Origin of the sequence: Anaeromassilibacillus sp. SJQ-1, from assembly GCF_046693725.1 — a bacterium.
Classification (GTDB): Bacteria; Bacillota; Clostridia; order Oscillospirales; family Acutalibacteraceae; genus Anaeromassilibacillus.
In genome coordinates, this window is record NZ_JBKEIV010000040.1 from 35,881 (window position 1) to 54,570 (window position 18,690).

Sequence of the window (18,690 nt, forward strand, 5' to 3'; positions counted from 1 at the left end):
CCGATATAGACAAATGAAGGGAGATGCCCACAATGGCACATCCAGTGGATTTGAAACAGGATCAAGAGAGGATATTTGCTGAACCGTTTGCCAGTTTACAAAAAACCGACCCAGAATTCTTTGAACGGTTTTGCCACTTTGCCTTTCATGAGGTACTTTATCAGAGCGATTTAGATGCCCACAGCCGGCTTATGGCCATTTTGGCTACGTTGCTGGGGAGTCAAAGCTTGGATGCCTTCCGCGATTACCTGCCTGTAGCACGAAAGTTTGGTGTCACGCCGGTGGAAATAAAGGAGATCGTCTATCAGGCGGTGGCGTATCTTGGGATGGGCCGTGTTTATCCATTCTTATGTGTTGTAAATGAACGCTTAATTGTTGACGATACGCCGCTTCCTCTAGAGAATTTGTCCACCACCACGTGGCAAACTCGTTTGGAGGCGGGAAATCAAGCGCAGGTAGATATTTTTGGTGAGGATATGCGTGGTTTCCAAAATCGTGGTCCGGAGGAGAGCCGTCATATCAACCGTTGGCTTGCGGAGAATTGTTTTGGAGATTACTACACCCGTAAAGGATTGGATTATAAACAACGTGAAATGATTACCTTCTGTTTCCTGCTTGCACAGGGAGGCTGTGAATCCCAACTGGTCAGCCATGCGGTTGCCAATCTGCGTATAGGAAACGATAAGAGGTTTTTAATCAAAGTAGTTTCCCAGTGCTTACCATATATTGGTTATCCGCGTAGCCTCAACGCGATACGGTGTATTTATGAGGCAGCGGATAAGGTCGAGGAGAAGGACTTTAAAAAAGACGCCTCTTTGCCGTCAGAGGAGTCGTTCTCAAAATCTACTTGAAAACGAAAAGTGGCTGTGGGCTACACTCAATTTAGAAGTGTACAACCACGGAAAACTCGCTGTGGAGTCGTTATGTTTCTTTGAATGGTCTCAGGTTGACTGTGTTGGGTTGTTGATGGAACAGGCCTCCTGCCGGTTTGGCAAAAACCGCTGCACATCGAAACCTGAGAACATTCAGATTGCTTGGAAATGATTTGATGGAAAGGAAATGGTTATGACCATCGCGGAAGTGAGCAAAAAGTTCGATATATCTGCCGATACCTTACGCTATTATGAACGGATTGGATTGATTCCGCCCGTCCCCCGCACAAAGGGGGGCCTCCGAGATTATGACGAGGAATCCTGTGGCTGGATTGAACTCATGAAATGTATGCGTGCAGCCGGGGTCCAGATTGAAGCACTCATAGAATATGTAGATTTGTTCCAACAAGGGGACGATACCCTTGATGCACGCAAAGCGCTGTTGATAGAACAGAGGGAGCAATTGCTTGTCCGTATGGCAGACATGCAGAGGTCTTTAGATCGGTTGAATATGAAAATTGAGCGTTATGAGCAGGGGCTGATGACCAAGGAGCAGCAGCTTCGGCGCATTCATGAGGAAAAACAAAAGGGATAACAACTTTCAACTGCTATCTGTAAGGGCTGGAAGAATTCGCATCAGGAGGAATACGATGTTGCAGTTTCGTGCAATGCAGGACAGTGATCTGGACACAATGGCGCAGATCGTCGAGCGTGTGTGGAATATGGATGCTCTGTGTGGTGGGAAGAAGGCGGGACGGTTCATGTCTCGGGAATATCTTTGGAAGACGTTGGGCCATTCCACAGGGGCGCAAGTGGCCGTATGGGATGGAGAAGTAGCTGGATTTCTCGCATATAGAGAGACAACAAGTCCATACCTTTTGCTTCCGAATATGGCCTCGGAAGAAGAGCAACAAGGTATGGAGATCCTTTCCATGCGGCGTCGGATGGAAGAGTACGACGGCCTGTGCACAGCACTTTTAGAGAAAAGTGGCTATACATTTGACGGGGAGATTACGCTGTTTGCAGTCGCGCCCAAATGGCAAGGAAGAGGAATTGGTTCGGCTCTATTTGAACGTGCTCGGGCGTATTTCAACAGTCGCTCTTTTTTTCTCTATACGGATACTGGCTGCAATTATCGGTTTTATGATACGCATGGTTTGCGTTGTCTTGCACAACAAGCACATGAGAACCCTTACAAGAAAGATCGGCCTTTTTGGGTCTTTCTCTATGGTGTATATGAAACCGCTTTTTCATGAAATGTGAGAGCAATGTTTTTGTTCAGGAGCTTTTTTAGGGACAGTTTTTGGATATAGCATGAATGACCATTTCCTTTTTAAAAAATCTCTCTACTATGAAATTCATAGTAGAGAGATTTTTCTTTTAGAAGATAAGAGATATTCTGTTTACTTGAAAAATAGAGAGAAGTTGCAAGGATTGGAAAAGTCGGAAATAGCCACTTCATTCAGGAGGCGAATTTCACAGATCTATAAGCGATGAAATGAATTCTATTTACTGGTTTATCACTTTTATTTTGTGTTATATATAGTATTCATTAAAAGGAAGAGATTGGTAAAGATTACTTTTCTCGTCTATTACAACGACTTTATATGCAAGTATAATAATGTCAATCTATTTTGTATAGGGGTGTGAGATAATGGGGGCTCTTACACCTCGCTGAATACCGCGAAGGAGATGGCGGCGGTGTTTGGTGAGGTTTTTCAGAGCGACGCACTGCGAAAGCTCATCGCGGAGGATATGGGAGTCGCATCGGTCGAAGGGATCATTTCGATCGAACTGGTTTCAGAGACGAACCTGATGCTTTTGACCGTGACTTCGGATTCCCCGCGCCACGCTTACCAAATGGCTCAATCGGCTCTGGACAAGTACAACCGCGTATCGGACTACCTGTTTTCCAATGCGCTGCTGGATACGCTGAAAAGCCCAACCATTCCTTATAATCCGCCCAATCCGCTGCAGATGTCCAAACTACGCCGGATGGGGGCACTGGCAGCGGCAGGAGTGGTAGCTGCTTTGATCGTGTTGACCTCCTACCTGCGGTTCACGGTGAAAAAGCGAGAGCTGGCCAAAAAACAACTGGATGGAACTATCTTGGGGAGCATCCCCTATGAGCGAAAAACCCATTCCCTACGCGAAGTGTTGAAAGAGAAGAGAAACAAACGGCCGCTGTTGATCTCTTCCCTTTTGGTGGGCATGCCGTTCATAAGGCCGGGGAACTGCAACGAATGATGAACCTTCCCTGCCTGGCCGAGCTACCGGTGGTCGTGCAGAAGGTTCGGAAAGAACATACGGCCCCTTCCCCGATCTGGAATCGAAGCGTCAGCCCGTGGTTTTCAGAGAATATGGAGACGTTGCAACTGCGCGTCACAAAAGCGCTGGAGGATTTGGACAGTAAGACGCTTTTGGTGACAAGCGCTGTGCCGGGCGAAGGAAAATCCGTTGTGACCCTGAACCTGGCGGCGGAACTGGCGCGTTATGGGAAAAAGGTCCTTTTGATCGACGCCGGCCTCCGGAAGCAGGACTTACGCACTTACATGAAACAGCTCCGCACACAGCATGGTTTGGACGGCGCCCTACAGGGAACATGTGCGATTGATGATCTGCTCTGTTTTGACCAACAGACGCATGTATTCTTTTTGGGAGGGAATCAAGCGGTTAAAAATCCTGCCAAGGTTCTGAGCCAAAAGATGCCGGCGATGCTGGCCCAGCTTGAGTTCCAGGTGGATTACATCGTAATAGATGTACCGCCCTGCGGCGCCTTCGAAGATGTGTTCTTGATGGAGGAATATGCGGATGGGGTATTGTTTGTCGTCAAACAGGACCACGCCAGCCAGGGACAAATTTTAGAGGCTGTCGCTGAATTGGAGGCAGGGGACCTTCCAATCATTGGATATGTATTCAATGGTGTTTCCGGCGTATTTTCTCCTTATAGCTACGGAAAATATGGTAGATATGGGAAATATAGAACGTATGGCCATTATAAGGTCTACGGCGAAGAAAAGCGCCCGCAGGGAAAGACCATGAGACCTGAGAACAAAAGGGCGCCGGGCGCCTGGAGAAATAGGATATGACCGATTTACACATACATCTTCTGCCGGGGCTGGACGACGGCGCACAGATATGGAGCGAAGCCCTTCGGATGGCAAGTATGGCGGTGCACAGCGGCACTTTTGCCATTGCAGCGACACCGCACAGATATGCCCGGCTTCTTTGAAACCATCTGGGATGCACGTTACCAGCGCAGGATTCAACACCTGCGGGAACTTTTGGAGGAACAGGACATCCCGCTTCGCGTGGTCGAGGGGATGGAGATTTTTGCGACAGACGATGTACTGGAACGATTGAATTCCGGGCAATTGATCTGTCTCAATCACACTCGATACCCGTTGGTGGAGTTTGCCTTTGAGGTGGATGCAATGGAAATCTAACGGCAGATGGACCGCCTATTGAACGCCGGGTATAAGCCCATCCTAGCGCATCCAGAGCGTTACCATTGCGTGATGCAGGATCGTTCCTGTATATACGACTGGTATCGGATGGGCATTGTTATCCAAATCAACAAGGGCAGCATTTTGGGACGGTTTGGAAAGCACATCCAGCAGACAGCGGATGCCATTTTACGGCATCGTCTGGCCGCTGTCATCGCCTTGGATGCGCATGGGTCCCTCTACCGTACCCCGGACCTGATGGAACTGCGCCGGACGTTGGACTGGAAGGATGGCGAGGGCTGTACGCCGCTCCTACTGGAACGAAATCCCCTGCGAATCTTACAGGACAAAGGGGTCCTATGGAAGGCCCCATCCCGTTTGATTGGTGTTAAAAAGGCCCGTGGCAGGGGCCGAGAAAAGGAAAGGGTGTGGGAATATTGAAGCTCCCAAAGAAAACCATGTGGATTGCCGGCAGCATTCTCTTGGTACTGCTTCTTCTGGTCGGTTCGGGAGGACTGATTGCCAAGCATTACCTGAATAAAATCAACCGGGTGGACGAATCCACCCTGTCTACGGTTGCCCCGAAGGATGAGGACTTCGAGGTGGACCCGCCCACTGCGCCGGAAGCCAGCTCGCAGATTGTTTTGGACCCCGAGGCCGTCGAATGGGAGGAGATTGAGCAGATTGAGGACGATGCGCTGGTCAACCTGATGTTGGTGGGGCAGGACCGCCGGGAGGGGGAGGGGCGCCAACGCTCCGACACCATGATCCTGTGCAGCATCAATCCGGACACAAAACAGGTTTCTCTGATTTCCTTCATGCGGGATCTCTATGTCCGAATCCCCGGTGGATATTCGGACAACCGCCTCAACGCGGCTTACGCCTTTGGGGGCTTTCCCCTCCTGGATGACACCATCTATGAAAATTTTGGCATTACGATCGACGGCAACATCGAGGTGGATTTTGAGCGCTTCGAAAAGGTGATCGACGTGCTGGGCGGCGTGGATATTGTTCTGACTGCTGCTGAGGCGGAACATTTGGGCAGAGGAACCTTTGCGGGGATGAATCATCTGGATGGGAAAATGGCGCTGGAATATGCCAGAATTCGGAAGATTGACAGCGATTTTCAACGGACGGAACGGCAGAGAAACATCCTGGAAGCGGCCTTTCGAAAGATTAAACATTTGAGCCTTTCAGAGATGAAGGACCTCGCCAATGCGATTTTACCATCCCTCACCACAGATTTGACGGATGCGCAGATTTTTTCCCTGCTGTTTCAGATGTTCCCCGTATTCCGCTCCATGGAACTCTCCTCGTACCGCATTCCCGCCGACCAGACATACTACAGCGCCATGATTCGAGGAATGTATGTGTTGGTGCCGGACCTTCCGAAGATTCGGAGCCTTTTGCAGGAGGAATATCTTCCTCTCCACGCTTTTGGGAGAAAGGAAGCGCTTCATTAGTCAGAAGGAGCGGGGAACCTTCCAATAAGGTTGTAGGCAAGCGCACGGCAAAAGAAGGGCTACCGCTGTAAGCGGATCGCCCTTCTTTCTAGCGAAATGAAGCTTGCTGCTGGTATTGTTTTACCTTACATCGTATTTGTCAGTGGAAATGAACAAGTTCTTATGGATCATTCGCCACACAAACGGGGAATGGTCGCATTACATAGGTGTTCCCACTTCAATCAGATTGCCGTCTAAATCGTAAAAACGGGTTACCTTTTGTCCCCAGCTATGTGTCATAAGCCGATTGACGTATTGAATTGAGGGATACATTTTTTCCAACCTTTCAATAAATGCGTCTATATCCTGTTCTTCAAAATACAGCTCACATGAATTGCTTTTTGGAATAACATCTTTTCCCAGAAACTTTTTCCATATCTTTTCATCCTGGAGTACAAGACCTTCTGTCAAAACCATGTTGCCATCATTATCAAGTACCAGATTAAGACCAAACAAGTCGTGATAAAATTGTTTGGATGCTTCAATATCTTTTACAACAATCAAAATGTTCTTTAATTTCATTGTCGTTATCCCACCAAATTTAAATTATCAAGTTTTATAAACTTGGGTTTTACCTTCTCATTCCAACAGAAAGTCATGCCTTTCTGTTGGGCTTTCTTTTAATGCTTAATAATTTCATAAAATCCGGAAACATTGCTGGGTCGATCGGTTCAAACATTACCCATTTACCATCATGGTAAGTGTTCGCTGCATCGTAGATTTTTTGGACTTGTTTAGAATAATGATTTCGTTCGGCTTCAAACTTTGCCCTCTCATCTTTTCCCAAGATCATCATAAAACCCACACAATTTTTTCTGGCATATAATGCACAAAGTGTTTTACCACCTCGACGGTATTTATACTCATAGGTCCATGCTTTACCGCCCTTATTCCACAGGCATTCCATCTCATATTTTTCATCAATGAAAGCGCACAACTTATTCCATGCATCATATAATGGTTGCCCGACCAAAGCAGTCATTTCCTCTGCATTGGGTATTTTATCAAGCATCGTTTTCTCCCTCCGTAAACCCCTATTTATCTTTATGCACATTATATCATGATCGTTCAATACCGTCATTTCTTTTCTGTTTTTTGAAAAGCTACTGATCCACCTATGCTTTGGAAAGGGTACGAAAGCATTGTTTCCGCAACGACCCCTTGACAAATCATACGCTCATACGTTTTGGGGAATCATGCCGAAATGGAACACGATGCTGTTTCACCATAGAAAAAAGCACTTTATTTCAAGTGCCTTTTTTCCATATGATTCTATTCCCTTGTGCAAGCCGTTAATATGGCTCTTTTACTGGTTGCAATTTTATTGGAAATGGGTTCCTTTTTCTTTGGATATTTTACGGGTAAATGTTCTATTTATACGGATGTCCTCCATTTTTTGACCGTCTTCATGGAAGAAATAGAGGAATTCGGGACACACGCAAGGGAGGACAAAAGGGCGCTTTTGAAGGACTCTCTTGTTGCAGGCCCCTGGGGCGTTAGATGAAACGGCTGGACCGCGGTACCGGCAAGTTTTCGCCCGGTGGAGAAAGAAATACCAGAATCCCCTCGATTTTTTTGCGGACAAATTGTATACTATAGGAAATGTATTTGATAACAGGAGGTTTTCCATGAGAAAGAATTTTGGCGCAAAGCCGTTTCTGTACCCGCAACCCGTTCTCATCATCGCCACATATGGGGAGGACGGCACCCCCGACGCGATGAACGCCGCCTGGGGAGGCATCGCCGACACCAAGCAGATTGCGCTCTATCTGAGCGCTACCCACAAGACGGTAAAAAATATCCTTGCCCGCAAGGCGTTTACCGTCAGCATGGCCGACGCCGCACACGTTGTGGAAGCGGACTATGTTGGAATCGTTTCGGGCAACAATGTGCCGGACAAGCTCGCCCGGGCAGGGCTTCACACAACCAAGAGCGAATTCGTGGATGCGCCCCTGATTGATGAGCTGCCGATGGCTTTGGAGTGTAAGCTGGTGCGCTTCGATGAGGAATCCGAGCTGTTGATCGGAGAGATCGTCAATGTGTGCGCGGAGGAATCCATACTCAACGACGAGGGAAAGATCGATCCGTCCAAGCTGTGCCCGATTTCATTTGACCCGGTCAACTATGCATATCTCAAACTGGGAGAAAAGGTAGGCAATGCGTTTAAAGATGGCGCCCGGCTGAAGTAAGCGCGATTTGACTCGTCCAACTGTCCATTTGGCGGGCATATGAGACAGCTTTTTCAAAGGGGAACGTTCCGAACAGCGAACCGGATTTTTAGAAAAAGGGCATCCAGGCGAACGGTACGAATCCCTTATTATTGGGCCATCCCACCGGCCAAGCCGGAGATGTAAGGAGCCCTATAAGGACCGATTGTTGGCAAGCGTCTCCCGATCTACGGGATTTTATTCCGCTTGCATCACTTGCCCCACAGCCCGTAAACGGGCAGCCGCCATTCTAATGGCGGCCTTCTATCATTGAAGGATTGTTGTGAACCGTTCGCTTCGCGCAATGCTGGAAGCGAAAACTTTTTACCGGGTCCCTCTACCGGTTCTGCGGAGGGTTCCCGAATCAACCCAAACGTCCTGCACCCGGTTATTTGGCCGGAGACAGGGCGTTTTGTCCATTCTGGCCGGAACCTATGGGATATGGGCAGGGGTTATGAAGATGGAACGGTTTGTCCTTCTAATTCGCCGCGAAACTGCATCTGGACATTCCCAGGAGGGAAGATTCTTTGTGTCTGCATAAAATTTGCAAAGAGGGGCTTGACTTAGAGTTTACTCCAAGGAGTATGCTATTTATTAAAGAAAGCGAATGCATACATTCGCCAAAGAAATCCACGAAAGGGAGAATGGGTCGATGCAAGAAGGACGGATGAAACAGGAGTTGGGCGGAGGCGCCGTATTTCCCATTGGCGAGGAGAACCGGGCGTTTGCGCCGTACTTTACCGGTGAGTGTTATCTGAATCGATTGACCACACAGGGGGTATCCATTGGGAATGTAACCTTTGCACCGGGGACCATCAATGCATACCACATTCACCACAAGGGCGGGCAGATTTTGCTGGTGACCGGTGGCAGGGGGTGGTATCAGGAAGAGGGAAAGCCCGCGCAGGAACTGCACCCCGGCGACGTTGTGAACATCCCGCCAGAGGTTAAGCACTGGCACGGAGCGGCCAGGGACAGCTGGTTTCAACACTTGGCGGTGGAGGTTCCGGCGGAAGGGGCATCCAATGAATGGTTGGAATTTCTCGCCCCGGAGGAATATGACAAGCTTCCTTAAAGTAGAAAACCGGGTTGTTGGGTTGTCTCAACAGCTCGGTTTGTCCATTTTCGAGAAAATTTGCAGGGAGTATTGCAAAATCCGTTGAATGTATTTATACTGTTATATCGTTTGAATTAAAACTAATGAAAGAGAATGAAACACAGTATAGGAAAATGTACAGGAGAGGAACCATAATATGCTGGAAGCAGAGTTGCATTTTTTGCTCCTGTGCGGGTTTCACTACAGCAATAAGGCCATCTCCCAAAAGGTATTGGCGTTGGGGCTGTATCCAGGTCAGCCAAAGATTTTGGAATACCTGCTGGAACACGATGGCGCGATTGCGAAAGAGATCGGCGAGGGATGTGTGATCGATAAATCCACGATTGCAAATCTGCTCGTTCGCATGGAGCGGCAGAATTTGCTCTATAAAAGGAGCATCCCCTGGATAAGCGCGCCTCCCACATCCATCTGACGGAGGAAGGGCAGGCGTTGGCGGTGAAGGTTAAAGAGATCTGTGCGCAAACCGATGAAGCGGCTTTTCGGGGGATTTCTCGCGACAGGCAGGAAACGTTCCTGCAAACCCTGCGGACGATTCTTTCCAATTTAGAGGAGGGGACCCGATGAAACGCTTGGCACTGCGTTATCTGTATTTTGTCCTGGGGGTCGCCGTCAATTCTTTTGGGATTGCGTTTATAACCAAAAGTGCACTGGGCACTTCGCAGATTTCCAGCGTGCCCTATGTACTCAGCCTGCAATTTCCGGGCGTCAGCTTTGGGATGTGTACCTTTTTGTTCAACCTGCTCTTTATTTTGCTCCAATTGCTGCTGCTCAAACGGGATTTCCACCCGGTACAGTTCCTCCAGGTTCTGGTCAACCTGCTGTTCAGCGGTCTGATCGATCTGAGCATGGGGGCGCTGTCCTTTTTTCAACCGCAGGCCCTCTGGCTCCGGCTGCTCAGCTTGGGAATCGGTTGCCTGATTCTTGCGTTCGGAATCTGCATCGAGGTGGCGCCGGACGTCCTGGTCGTGCCGGGGGAGGGGGTTGTCCGCGCTCTTTCGAAGAAAACACGGCGAACGTTTGGCACGGTCAAGGTCTATTTCGACGTCGCTTTGATTGCCATTGCCGCCTTATTGTCGTTGGCCTTCTTTCACAAATTGAACGGCGTGGGGGTTGGCACCGTCGTCTCCGCTGTCGCTGTTGGCAAATGCGTCAATTGGATCAACCGCCATGTCAAGGCCGTACAAAAGATTCGCGCGCTTGCTGTTCCGGATCACACTGCGGAAACGGCAGCTGGACAGTGACGGTTTCAGCCGGTAGCCGGCAGGGGCCGGTTTTGGGGAGACAGACGGTTGAAAGTTCCGGTCCATTCCCACAACTGGGGAAGGAGGGTGTCCCAAAAGTCATAAAATGACGGAAGGAATACCCTCGTTTTTTCGAAACGCAGATATTTTTCCAAACACAAAGGGGACGCCCCATTCCTATGAATCGAAAAATTCGTAGTTTTGGGACATCCTCTTTTTGCTGAGAATGGCCCCAAAAAATGCAGAGTACGGTTCCCATTCCTGTGATGCAGGCCCTGTCGGGCCCTCATCTTTATAGCGTCTTAATAAAAGCCGGGGAATTCTAACACGTTTTTCATGGAGCGTGTGATACAATTCTTTGTGTATATGTCCTATAGAATCATGGATAGCCCATCCAAAGGAGGTACTTTATGATTCAATTTGAACATGTCACAAAATCGTTTGAGAACCGCCCCATTTTAAAAGAGCTGAATTTTACCATCGAATCCGGAGAGCTGGTCACTTTGATCGGGGAGAGCGGTTGCGGGAAGACCACAACGCTCAAGATGATTAACCGGCTTTTGGAACCCACCACGGGGAGGATTCTCATCAATGGGCGGGATATTATGGAGGAAAACGTGATTCGCCTCCGGCGGAGCATGGGGTATGTCATCCAGTCCACCGGCTTGTTTCCTCACATGACCATCCGCCAAAATATCGAGCTGATTGAACGTTTGGAAAAACGCGACGGCGCACAGATTGCTGCGCGTACCTTGGAACTGATGAAAATGGTCAATATGGACCCGGCGTATCTGGATTGTTACCCCACGGAACTATCCGGCGGGCAGAAACAGCGCATCGGCGTGGCGCGTGCATTTGCAACAGACCCGGAGATCATTCTCATGGACGAGCCGTTCAGTGCGTTAGACCCCTTGACGCGGTCCCAGCTTCAGGATGAGCTTGTCACCCTCCAAGAGGATTTTAAAAAGACCATCGTCTTTGTCACGCACGATATGGGGGAGGCCATCAAAATTGCGGACAAGATCTGCATGATGTACCAGGGGGAGATCTTACAGTACGGCCTTCCAGAGGAGATCTTAAAACATCCGTGCAACGACTACGTGAGCAACTTTGTCGGAAAACACCGCATCTGGGAATCGCCCAATTTTATCAAGGTGCGGGATATTATGATTACCGAACCGGTCAGTTGCCCGCCAAACCTCCCGTTGGTGCGCGCTGTGGAAAAGATGCGTTCCAATAAGGTGGACAGCCTCATGGTGGTCGACCGCAACCGCACATTGCTCGGCGTGGTACAGTCCAAGGACGTCCGCCAGAGGGAAAACAACTACGGCTATGTCAAAGACATTATGCATCCGCCGCTGCTTTCCACCAGCCCGGATTCCGACATCATCAGCGTCCTAAAGGCCTTGCAAAACGCGACGACCTCCAATATGCCGGTCGTCGATGCGGATGGAAAATTGGAGGGCTTGATTACCAAAAGCAGCCTGGTCTCCACCATGAGCACGCAATTCCTGGATACGGATGGAGAGGGGGCTTTGCACATATGACTGATTTTTTCACGTACATCGTCCAGAACCGGGAACAGATTCTTTCCCTGCTGCTGGACCACATCCAGTTGACCTGCCTGGCCGTTGGGCTGGCGATTGTGATCGGGGTTCCGCTCGGCCTGCTCATCAGCTATACGAAGGGGTTGAACAAGCTGGTGTTGGGCATTGCAAGCGTGATTCAGGCGGTGCCCAGTATGGCGCTGCTCGGTTTTGCCATCCCGTTTCTTGGGATCGGCGTTTCTGCCGTCCGTCATTGTGGTGGTGCTATATTCCCTGCTGCCGATCGTGAAGAATACATTCACCGGCATTCAGGGGATTTCCCCCGAATTGATGGAGTCGGCGAAGGGAATCGGGCTGACAAAGCCGGAAATCCTCTTTAAAGTACAGATTCCGCTGGCGCTTCCGGTGATGATGGCCGGCATCCGCATCTCTGCGGTGACTGCGGTCGGCTTAATGACGATGGCGGCCTTTATCGGTGGCGGCGGCCTGGGCTACCTGGTGTTCTCCGGCATCAGCACGGTCAACAATGCCCAAATCCTTGCTGGAGCCATCCCGGCCTGCCTGCTGGCGCTGCTGGTGGATTTTCTACTCGGTCAAGTGGAGAAATTTGTCACCCCGGTCAGCCAGCGCAATGCGGACAGCAAAAAGCGCCGCACCCATCAAAAGATTCTCCTGGCAGCCTGTGGGGTCCTGTTGGCCGGCCTGCTCGCATTTTCCGGTATCCGCAGCATGGTGGGAACGCCCACCGGGGACACCATTGTTGTGGGAGGGAAAAACTACACCGAACAACGCTTGCTTTGCGAACTTGCCTCCCAGGCTATCGAAGCCAAAACCGATCTCACCGTCCAGAGAAAATCCAACCTCGGCGGAACCCAGGTTTTGTTCAATGCTATGAAGAGCGGAGAAGTAGATGCCTATATCGAGTACACCGGGACCGCCTATACAGAGACACTGGGGCATCCGCCGGTTTCAGATGTGGAGACGGTGTTTGAAACCGTCCGGAAGGAATTCCAGGACCAATACCAGTTGGTCGTGTTGGACCAGATGGCGTTCAATAATACCTACACCCTTGCCGTGTTGCCCGCCTATGCGCAGGCGCACCAGCTTCAGACCATCAGCGACCTGACCAAGATCAACGGTCAGGCGCGCATCTCCCCGACTTTGGAGTTCATGAACCGCGAGGATGGGCTTCCAGGTTTGAAAAAAGCATATGGGCTCCAATTTGCAGAGGAGATCGGAATCGATGGCTCCCCGCGCTATACGGCGATTATGAGCGGGGAGAGCGACGTGATCGACGCCTTTTCCAGATACGGCCTGCTCCGGAAGTTCGACCTGACGGTTTTGGAGGACGATCAGGACTTCTTCCCGCCGTATTATCCGGTGCCGGTGATTCGGGAGGAGGTTTATGAGATGTATCCGGAACTCAAGGCGGTGTTTGACGAACTCGGCCCCCTGCTCAACAGAAGAGGCCATGCAGGAGATGAATTATCAGATTGACGAGCTGCAAAGAACCGAACGGGAAGTAGCTCAGGAATTCTTAAAGGCGCACGGCTTTTAAAGGCTGTGTGAAGAACATCCGTTGCTGAGGAAAGGGTTTCCCGTGATTCGACATTTTAAGGAGCCATTCCGCGTGAAGCATGTCGAACCCCTCCCATCACAACCGATCTTCAACGGGTGGTATCCCCAAAGAGACGCCATACGGAAGGCCGCAGAAAGGCTGCCTTCTGTATGGCGTTTTTGGTTAGGAGAACCCGTTCTGCCGGTGGAGGTATCCCGCAAAAAAGCTTCCGCTCCCAGCATCGAATGAAGCGAGTTGCCCACAACCATCTTTCCATGATAGAGGGTTGACGCTTGAACGGCGATTGCCCGCTTACGGGCTGTGGAGTAAGTGATGCAAGGGAATCCAGTTCCAGGCGTTTGGAAACGCTTGCCGGTAAGGGGCTTTTATGGGGCCTTCTTATGCATCCGGCTGAGCCAGAGGGGTGACGGCGTCTTCCCGGGCGCGGGAGAACGCCATTAGCAATTTTTCTTCTTCAGCGCTCTGCTGCATTTTCTCCGGAGACGAAATGTGTTATAATCATTTTATATTGGAAATGAAAGCGGGACGGCAAAGGTCTGCCATTCCCGGCGGTAGAATGGATGGGGCGCGGCAACATGCTCTGCAAAGCCGCGCGGTTCCACGTTTGAAGGAGGACAGAACGCCTTCGGTTCCGATTTTTGTGGCAGAGGCGGAGTGCTTTTTGGACGGTTCAAGAAGTTTGCATCCTTAAATGGCAACTCTGTAAGATGGAGCTTGGCGGGTGTTCCCCACCATAGCGGTCGCGCGGAAATTTCCCGGCTATGCGCATACGGCAGGGCATCGCCTGTGCATAGCCAGCAAGATCAAATCATATTGGAGAATCGATTCATGAAAAAATTGGCCGTTGGGATTCTGGCACATGTGGACGCAGGAAAAACTACCCTCTCGGAAGGGATGCTCTATCGCTGCGGATGTTTGAAAAAGCTCGGGCGGGTAGACCATCAGGACGCCTTTTTGGACACGGATACCCTGGAACGGGAGCGTGGAATTACCATTTTTTCCAAGCAGGCAATCCTGCCGTTGGAGGATTGGGAGATTACACTGCTTGACACACCCGGGCACGTGGACTTTTCCAGCGAGATGGAACGGACATTGCAGGTGCTGGACTATGCAATCCTGGTCGTCAGTGGGACCGACGGCGTGCAGGGGCACACCCTGACGCTCTGGCATCTGCTCAAGCGGTATCGGATTCCAACGTTCCTATTTGTCAACAAAATGGACCTCGATGGGGCGGACCGCAGCGCACTGTTGACCGAGTTGCAGGAGCGCCTGGACAGCAGCTGTGTGGACTTCAGCGGGGGATACGGGGAGGGCTTTTGGGAGAGCGTTGCCATGTGCGATGAGGACGCGCTCAATCAATATCTGGAAAATGGGCGAATTGCAGACAAGGAGATTGCCGGGTTGATCGCGCGGCGCAGGCTGTTTCCGTGCTTTTTCGGTTCGGCGCTCAAACTGGACGGCATAGACGCCTTTTTGCAGGGCTTGGCGCGGTATGCGCGCTGCCCCGCGTATCCAGAGGCGTTTGGCGCGAAGGTTTATAAGGTTGCCTGGGACCCGCAGGGCAACCGCCTGACGTATTTAAAGGTGACCGGTGGAAGCCTAAAAGTGCGGGCGCTTCTGAGCAACCGCCGGGCGAGTTTGCCGGAGGAAAAGATCTGGGAGGAAAAGGTCAATCAAATTCGCATCTATTCCGGCGCGAAATTCCAGGCGGTGGATGAGGTCCCCGCAGGGACGGTCTGTGCAGTGACGGGGCTCGGCCGGACCTATCCCGGAGAAGGCCTGGGCACAGAGTTTTCCTCGGATTCGCCCATCTTGGAGCCGGTTTTGACCTACCAGGTGTTGCTGCCCTATGGATATGACCCGCACACCGCTATGCAGAAATTGAGCCAGCTTGAGGAGGAGGACCCCCAGCTGCACATCGTCTGGAATGGACAGTTGCGTGAAATCCATATTCAACTCATGGGCGCCGTGCAGATGGAGGTCTTGCAGAGGATCATCCGGGAACGCTTCGGCTTGGATGTAAACTTCGGCGCCGGGAACATTGTGTACCGCGAGACGATCGCCGCGCCGGTGGAAGGTGTAGGCCATTTCGAGCCGCTGCGCCATTATGCAGAGGTTCATCTGCTGCTGGAACCCGGCGAGCGGGGCAGCGGCCTGCAATTCGGCACGGATTGCAGCGAGGACATGCTGGACCGCAACTGGCAGAGGCTGGTTCTTACCCATTTGGAGGAACGGGTGCACCGGGGCGTACTGACCGGTTCCCCCATTACGGATATGAGGATCACGCTCATAGCTGGCCGCGCCCATGAAAAGCATACGGAGGGCGGAGATTTCCGGCAGGCCACCTATCGAGCGGTGCGGCAGGGATTGATGTGTGCGAAAAGCCTTTTGTTGGAACCATGGTATGATTTCCGGCTGGAAATGCCCGCTGCCTATGTGGGCCGCGCGATGTCGGATGTACAGCGCATGGCGGGGACGGTTTCTCCGCCGGAGACGGTGGGGAGTGACGTGGTGTTGACCGGCTCGGCGCCGGTGGCAAATATGCGCGACTATGCGGCGGAGGTCGCCGCATACACCCGCGGGCAGGGGCGGCTTTTCTGCACACTCAAAGGCTATGAAGTGTGCCACAACCCCGACGAGGTCATAGAGGCCATTGGTTACAACAGCGAGCAGGATCTGGACAACCCCGCGGATTCAGTCTTTTGCAGCCATGGCGCGGGCTTTGTGGTGAAGTGGGACCAGGTGCGCCAGCACATGCATCTGGAGGGTTTCGATTGGAACGCGCCGGGACAGGCGCAGGCGTCTGCCGCTCATATTCCACAGGCGGTGGTGTATTCAGGAGGTTTGGAGCAGGACAAAGAACTGCAAACCATCTTTGAACGCACCTATGGAGCGATCAAGCCGCGGTCCATCCGTCCTCGTTCAGAACGCGAAGCAGCGGGTGCAGCCGAGCTCTGGCCGGTTCCCCCGCGGGACGAACGGCCGGAGTTTTTGCTGGTGGATGGATACAACATCATCTTTGCCTGGGACGAACTCAAGGATCTCGCAAAGGATAACCTCGATGCAGCCCGCCAGGTCCTGATGGACTTGCTCAGCAATTACCAGGGTTTTCACAAATGCGAGGTGATATTGGTATTTGACGCCTACAAGGTTCCGGGCGGTTTGGGCGAAGTCAGCCGCTACCACAACATCTACGTGGTATATACCAAAGAGGCCGAGACCGCGGACGCCTATATCGAAAAAGCTACCTATGAGATTGCGAAGAAATACCGCGTCCGGGTGGCTACCTCCGATGCAGCGGAACAGCTCATCATCTTGGGGCATGGGGCGCTGCGCGTTTCTGCCCGGGCGTTCCAGGAAGAGATCGGCTTTACGAACCGGCAGATTCGGGAGATATTGACCGAAAACAACCGTCACCGCCGCACTTTGACGGTCAAGGCCGCTATGGACAAGGCTTTGGAAAAGACGTAAAGCGAAAGGCCATGGCGCTGGGTTCCGGTGTGTGGAACCCGATGGGCGCAGGCGGTAAAAGGCAACACGCCGGGCGTTTTAATAGGGAGTTTGGCGCTTTGGAACCCGATGGGGATAGGGGCGCGCAAGAGCGACAGCCGTTGAAAGTCCCCGTTCCGTTACAGCAGCAGACTTTTGGGAAGTTAGGGGGCAGGCGATGTCCGGTGGGCAGGTGCTGTCTGAAAGGAGGGGAATAGCCGTGCGTTTCCCCTTTTGCCGCAACCTTGCGGCCTACATCCGCCCGCTATCGCCCTGCACGGATCTTCAGAAAAAGGGGCGGCTATCGCCAAAGAAGCCGCGCCTCATTCCCACAATAGAAAAGAAAGAAACTGGCCGCATATAGCAGGCCAGTTTTTTTCACAAAAAATTAGGAACAAATTTTCGATTTCCTCTTGCAATTTGCGAACAAACGTACTATACTGGTAGCGTACTAATAAGATTTCTTTTACGCAAAAGCAATGCGTAGAAAGAAAATATGACTGGACCGTGCGAAAGGCGCCTTTTGTCCGCAAAACGAAACTCGACCGGTCAGGAGGGCGCCGCCCATGCACAGCCGAATACATTGGAAGATCAGGGGGGGATTCGGGATGAAACGGATCAACAATCTAGCGGGAAAACGAATCAAACTGGCTCGGATTGCACAGGGAATGCGCAGGCAGGAGGTATTGGAGCGTGTCCACGCGAGCGGTGTGGAGATGCATCCCACATGTCTGTGCAATATGGAGCGGCAGACGCGGCAGGTTCTGGATTTTGAACTGGTGGCGCTGGCGGATGCGCTGTATGTATCTGTGGACTGGCTGCTCGGGAGGGATTCATGATCTGGGGGCTTGCAACCGCCCAGCAGCAGCGCGACCGGTGCGAAGGACCGGAGCGCTATCTGCCAATCGGCTGGGGGAGATGCGACGTATGCCGGCGCGTTGTGCCGGAGGACTCCCTGCGAGAAACGGGCGGGCAGGAGATCTGCGGGGATTGCCTGGCCAGATGGGAAACGGCGTATGCGTGCAGCGGGTCGCGTGCGGAGGATTTTGCCCGGTTTTTTTGGCAACAGCTCTCCGGACGGGACCGCGCAGCATTGATACGCAGTATGTTGACCGATCAGGGCGGGTTGGAGGAGAGGCTTTGCGGCGAGATCCGGCACGCCTATTGTGCAAAGCACATGGCGGACTTCCTGGCGGGAACGAGTGCGGATACCTGCGAATAACCGATCGGGCTTTGCCAGGCGGTTGAATGAAATCCGGCCGGCCGGCGGAATGCCCTTTCCGAAAGCCTGCCAGTGCGGGCAGCCTTTTGAAAAGGGAAAACAGCCGTCAATTGAGCAAAGCGACCGCTAGGCTGAGATACCCCGCGAAGGTGACCCAGAGCAGATAAGGGATTCTGTAACATTGCAGCAGGGAAGGACACCTTTGCAAACGACACGATCATGGCGAGAATCAGCACCCACAGAAGAATCAGCCACACAAATGCAAACCAATAGGCTTGTAAGCAGAAAAACAGGATGGACCAGAAAAAGTTGACCGCCAGCTGAATACCATAGATTCGCAGTGCGGGCTGAAGCGACGAAAAACGCGAAAGCGTTTCACGATAAATGCGAAAACTCACACGAGTATGGAAGTCGTTGGGTTAATATCCGGCTTCAAAGCGCGTAACTGAACGAAGTAGACTACATGAA

The 18,690-nt window shown here is 51.7% G+C and carries 21 protein-coding genes and 2 pseudogenes; 20 read left to right on the forward strand and 3 right to left on the reverse strand.

The window, feature by feature from the left end; genetic code table 11:
- The first annotated feature begins 32 nt into the window (after positions 1-32).
- The 8 genes and pseudogenes from ACGCCZ_RS10865 to ACGCCZ_RS10900 all read left to right on the forward strand — a co-directional run bounded on the left by ACGCCZ_RS10865 (position 33) and on the right by ACGCCZ_RS10900 (position 5,781).
- Positions 33-851: a carboxymuconolactone decarboxylase family protein gene (locus ACGCCZ_RS10865; protein ID WP_054323336.1), complete on the forward strand. Its 819-nt coding sequence runs from the start codon at positions 33-35 to the stop codon at positions 849-851.
- A gap of 214 nt (positions 852-1,065) precedes the next feature.
- Positions 1,066-1,467, forward strand: a complete 402-nt coding sequence (locus ACGCCZ_RS10870; RefSeq protein ID WP_054323334.1) for a MerR family transcriptional regulator — start codon at positions 1,066-1,068, stop codon at positions 1,465-1,467.
- 55 nt (positions 1,468-1,522) lie between these two features.
- The gene (locus ACGCCZ_RS10875) at positions 1,523-2,128 is read left to right on the forward strand and encodes a GNAT family N-acetyltransferase (RefSeq protein WP_411656027.1); all 606 of its coding nucleotides are present in this window, start codon (positions 1,523-1,525) and stop codon (positions 2,126-2,128) included.
- Between the two features lie 445 nt (positions 2,129-2,573).
- Positions 2,574-3,119 carry a hypothetical protein gene (locus tag ACGCCZ_RS10880; protein ID WP_411656028.1) on the forward strand — a complete coding sequence of 182 codons (546 nt, stop codon included), beginning with the start codon at positions 2,574-2,576 and terminating at the stop codon, positions 3,117-3,119.
- Positions 3,116-3,961, forward strand: a complete 846-nt coding sequence (locus ACGCCZ_RS10885; protein ID WP_411656029.1) for a CpsD/CapB family tyrosine-protein kinase — start codon at positions 3,116-3,118, stop codon at positions 3,959-3,961. The genes ACGCCZ_RS10880 and ACGCCZ_RS10885 overlap by 4 nt, the downstream gene beginning before the upstream one ends.
- On the forward strand, positions 3,958-4,104 hold the full coding sequence (locus ACGCCZ_RS10890; RefSeq protein WP_411656030.1) for a CpsB/CapC family capsule biosynthesis tyrosine phosphatase: 147 nt from the start codon (positions 3,958-3,960) through the stop codon (positions 4,102-4,104). Before ACGCCZ_RS10885 ends, ACGCCZ_RS10890 begins: the two co-directional genes overlap by 4 nt.
- A pseudogene (locus ACGCCZ_RS10895) lies at positions 4,088-4,759 on the forward strand (CpsB/CapC family capsule biosynthesis tyrosine phosphatase). Before ACGCCZ_RS10890 ends, ACGCCZ_RS10895 begins: the two are co-directional and overlap by 17 nt.
- On the forward strand, positions 4,756-5,781 hold the full coding sequence (locus ACGCCZ_RS10900) for an LCP family protein (protein ID WP_411656031.1): 1,026 nt from the start codon (positions 4,756-4,758) through the stop codon (positions 5,779-5,781). Before ACGCCZ_RS10895 ends, ACGCCZ_RS10900 begins: the two are co-directional and overlap by 4 nt.
- Positions 5,782-5,979: 198 nt before the next feature.
- Here ACGCCZ_RS10900 and ACGCCZ_RS10905 read toward each other — a convergent pair whose 3' ends face one another.
- Both ACGCCZ_RS10905 and ACGCCZ_RS10910 read right to left on the reverse strand, forming a co-directional pair.
- Positions 5,980-6,342: a VOC family protein gene (locus ACGCCZ_RS10905; RefSeq protein ID WP_411656032.1), complete on the reverse strand. Its 363-nt coding sequence runs from the start codon at positions 6,340-6,342 to the stop codon at positions 5,980-5,982.
- Between the two features lie 73 nt (positions 6,343-6,415).
- A complete protein-coding gene (locus ACGCCZ_RS10910; protein ID WP_411656033.1) occupies positions 6,416-6,832 on the reverse strand; it encodes a DUF3788 domain-containing protein in 417 nt (138 codons plus the stop codon).
- Between the two features lie 616 nt (positions 6,833-7,448).
- Between ACGCCZ_RS10910 and ACGCCZ_RS10915 the strand changes: the two genes are divergently transcribed.
- The 12 genes and pseudogenes from ACGCCZ_RS10915 (at position 7,449) to ACGCCZ_RS10970 (ending at position 18,222) form a co-directional block, all read left to right on the forward strand.
- A complete protein-coding gene (locus tag ACGCCZ_RS10915) occupies positions 7,449-8,009 on the forward strand; it encodes a flavin reductase family protein (RefSeq protein ID WP_411656034.1) in 561 nt (186 codons plus the stop codon).
- 322 nt (positions 8,010-8,331) lie between these two features.
- Positions 8,332-8,568: a hypothetical protein gene (locus ACGCCZ_RS10920; protein WP_411656035.1), complete on the forward strand. Its 237-nt coding sequence runs from the start codon at positions 8,332-8,334 to the stop codon at positions 8,566-8,568.
- A gap of 111 nt (positions 8,569-8,679) precedes the next feature.
- Positions 8,680-9,102 carry a cupin domain-containing protein gene (locus tag ACGCCZ_RS10925; RefSeq protein ID WP_411656036.1) on the forward strand — a complete coding sequence of 141 codons (423 nt, stop codon included), beginning with the start codon at positions 8,680-8,682 and terminating at the stop codon, positions 9,100-9,102.
- Between the two features lie 178 nt (positions 9,103-9,280).
- Positions 9,281-9,556, forward strand: coding sequence for a MarR family transcriptional regulator (locus ACGCCZ_RS10930; protein WP_411656037.1), 276 nt, complete (start codon positions 9,281-9,283; stop codon positions 9,554-9,556).
- Between the two features lie 17 nt (positions 9,557-9,573).
- Positions 9,574-9,708 (forward strand): hypothetical protein, encoded by a 135-nt coding sequence (locus ACGCCZ_RS10935; protein WP_411656038.1) that lies wholly within the window; start codon positions 9,574-9,576, stop codon positions 9,706-9,708.
- Complete coding sequence (locus ACGCCZ_RS10940; protein WP_411656039.1) at positions 9,705-10,385, forward strand: YczE/YyaS/YitT family protein; 681 nt, start codon at positions 9,705-9,707, stop codon at positions 10,383-10,385. Before ACGCCZ_RS10935 ends, ACGCCZ_RS10940 begins: the two co-directional genes overlap by 4 nt.
- Positions 10,386-10,795: 410 nt before the next feature.
- Positions 10,796-11,932 carry an ABC transporter ATP-binding protein gene (locus ACGCCZ_RS10945; protein ID WP_054323319.1) on the forward strand — a complete coding sequence of 379 codons (1,137 nt, stop codon included), beginning with the start codon at positions 10,796-10,798 and terminating at the stop codon, positions 11,930-11,932.
- A pseudogene (locus tag ACGCCZ_RS10950) lies at positions 11,929-13,490 on the forward strand (glycine betaine ABC transporter substrate-binding protein). The gene ACGCCZ_RS10945 and the pseudogene ACGCCZ_RS10950 overlap by 4 nt, the downstream one beginning before the upstream one ends.
- A gap of 535 nt (positions 13,491-14,025) precedes the next feature.
- Entirely contained in the window at positions 14,026-14,202 is a 177-nt protein-coding gene (locus ACGCCZ_RS10955) for a hypothetical protein (protein ID WP_411656040.1), read from the forward strand.
- Positions 14,203-14,339: 137 nt separating this feature from the next.
- Positions 14,340-16,982 (forward strand): NYN domain-containing protein, encoded by a 2,643-nt coding sequence (locus tag ACGCCZ_RS10960; RefSeq protein WP_411656041.1) that lies wholly within the window; start codon positions 14,340-14,342, stop codon positions 16,980-16,982.
- 626 nt (positions 16,983-17,608) lie between these two features.
- Entirely contained in the window at positions 17,609-17,839 is a 231-nt protein-coding gene (locus ACGCCZ_RS10965; RefSeq protein ID WP_054323315.1) for a helix-turn-helix domain-containing protein, read from the forward strand.
- Positions 17,836-18,222 (forward strand): hypothetical protein, encoded by a 387-nt coding sequence (locus ACGCCZ_RS10970; RefSeq protein WP_411656042.1) that lies wholly within the window; start codon positions 17,836-17,838, stop codon positions 18,220-18,222. Before ACGCCZ_RS10965 ends, ACGCCZ_RS10970 begins: the two co-directional genes overlap by 4 nt.
- On the opposite strand, the gene ACGCCZ_RS10975 is transcribed toward ACGCCZ_RS10970, so the two are convergent.
- Positions 18,162-18,620: a TspO/MBR family protein gene (locus ACGCCZ_RS10975; protein WP_411656043.1), complete on the reverse strand. Its 459-nt coding sequence runs from the start codon at positions 18,618-18,620 to the stop codon at positions 18,162-18,164. The two genes, ACGCCZ_RS10970 and ACGCCZ_RS10975, sit on opposite strands and share 61 nt — an antisense overlap.
- Between the last annotated feature and the right edge of the window lie 70 nt (positions 18,621-18,690).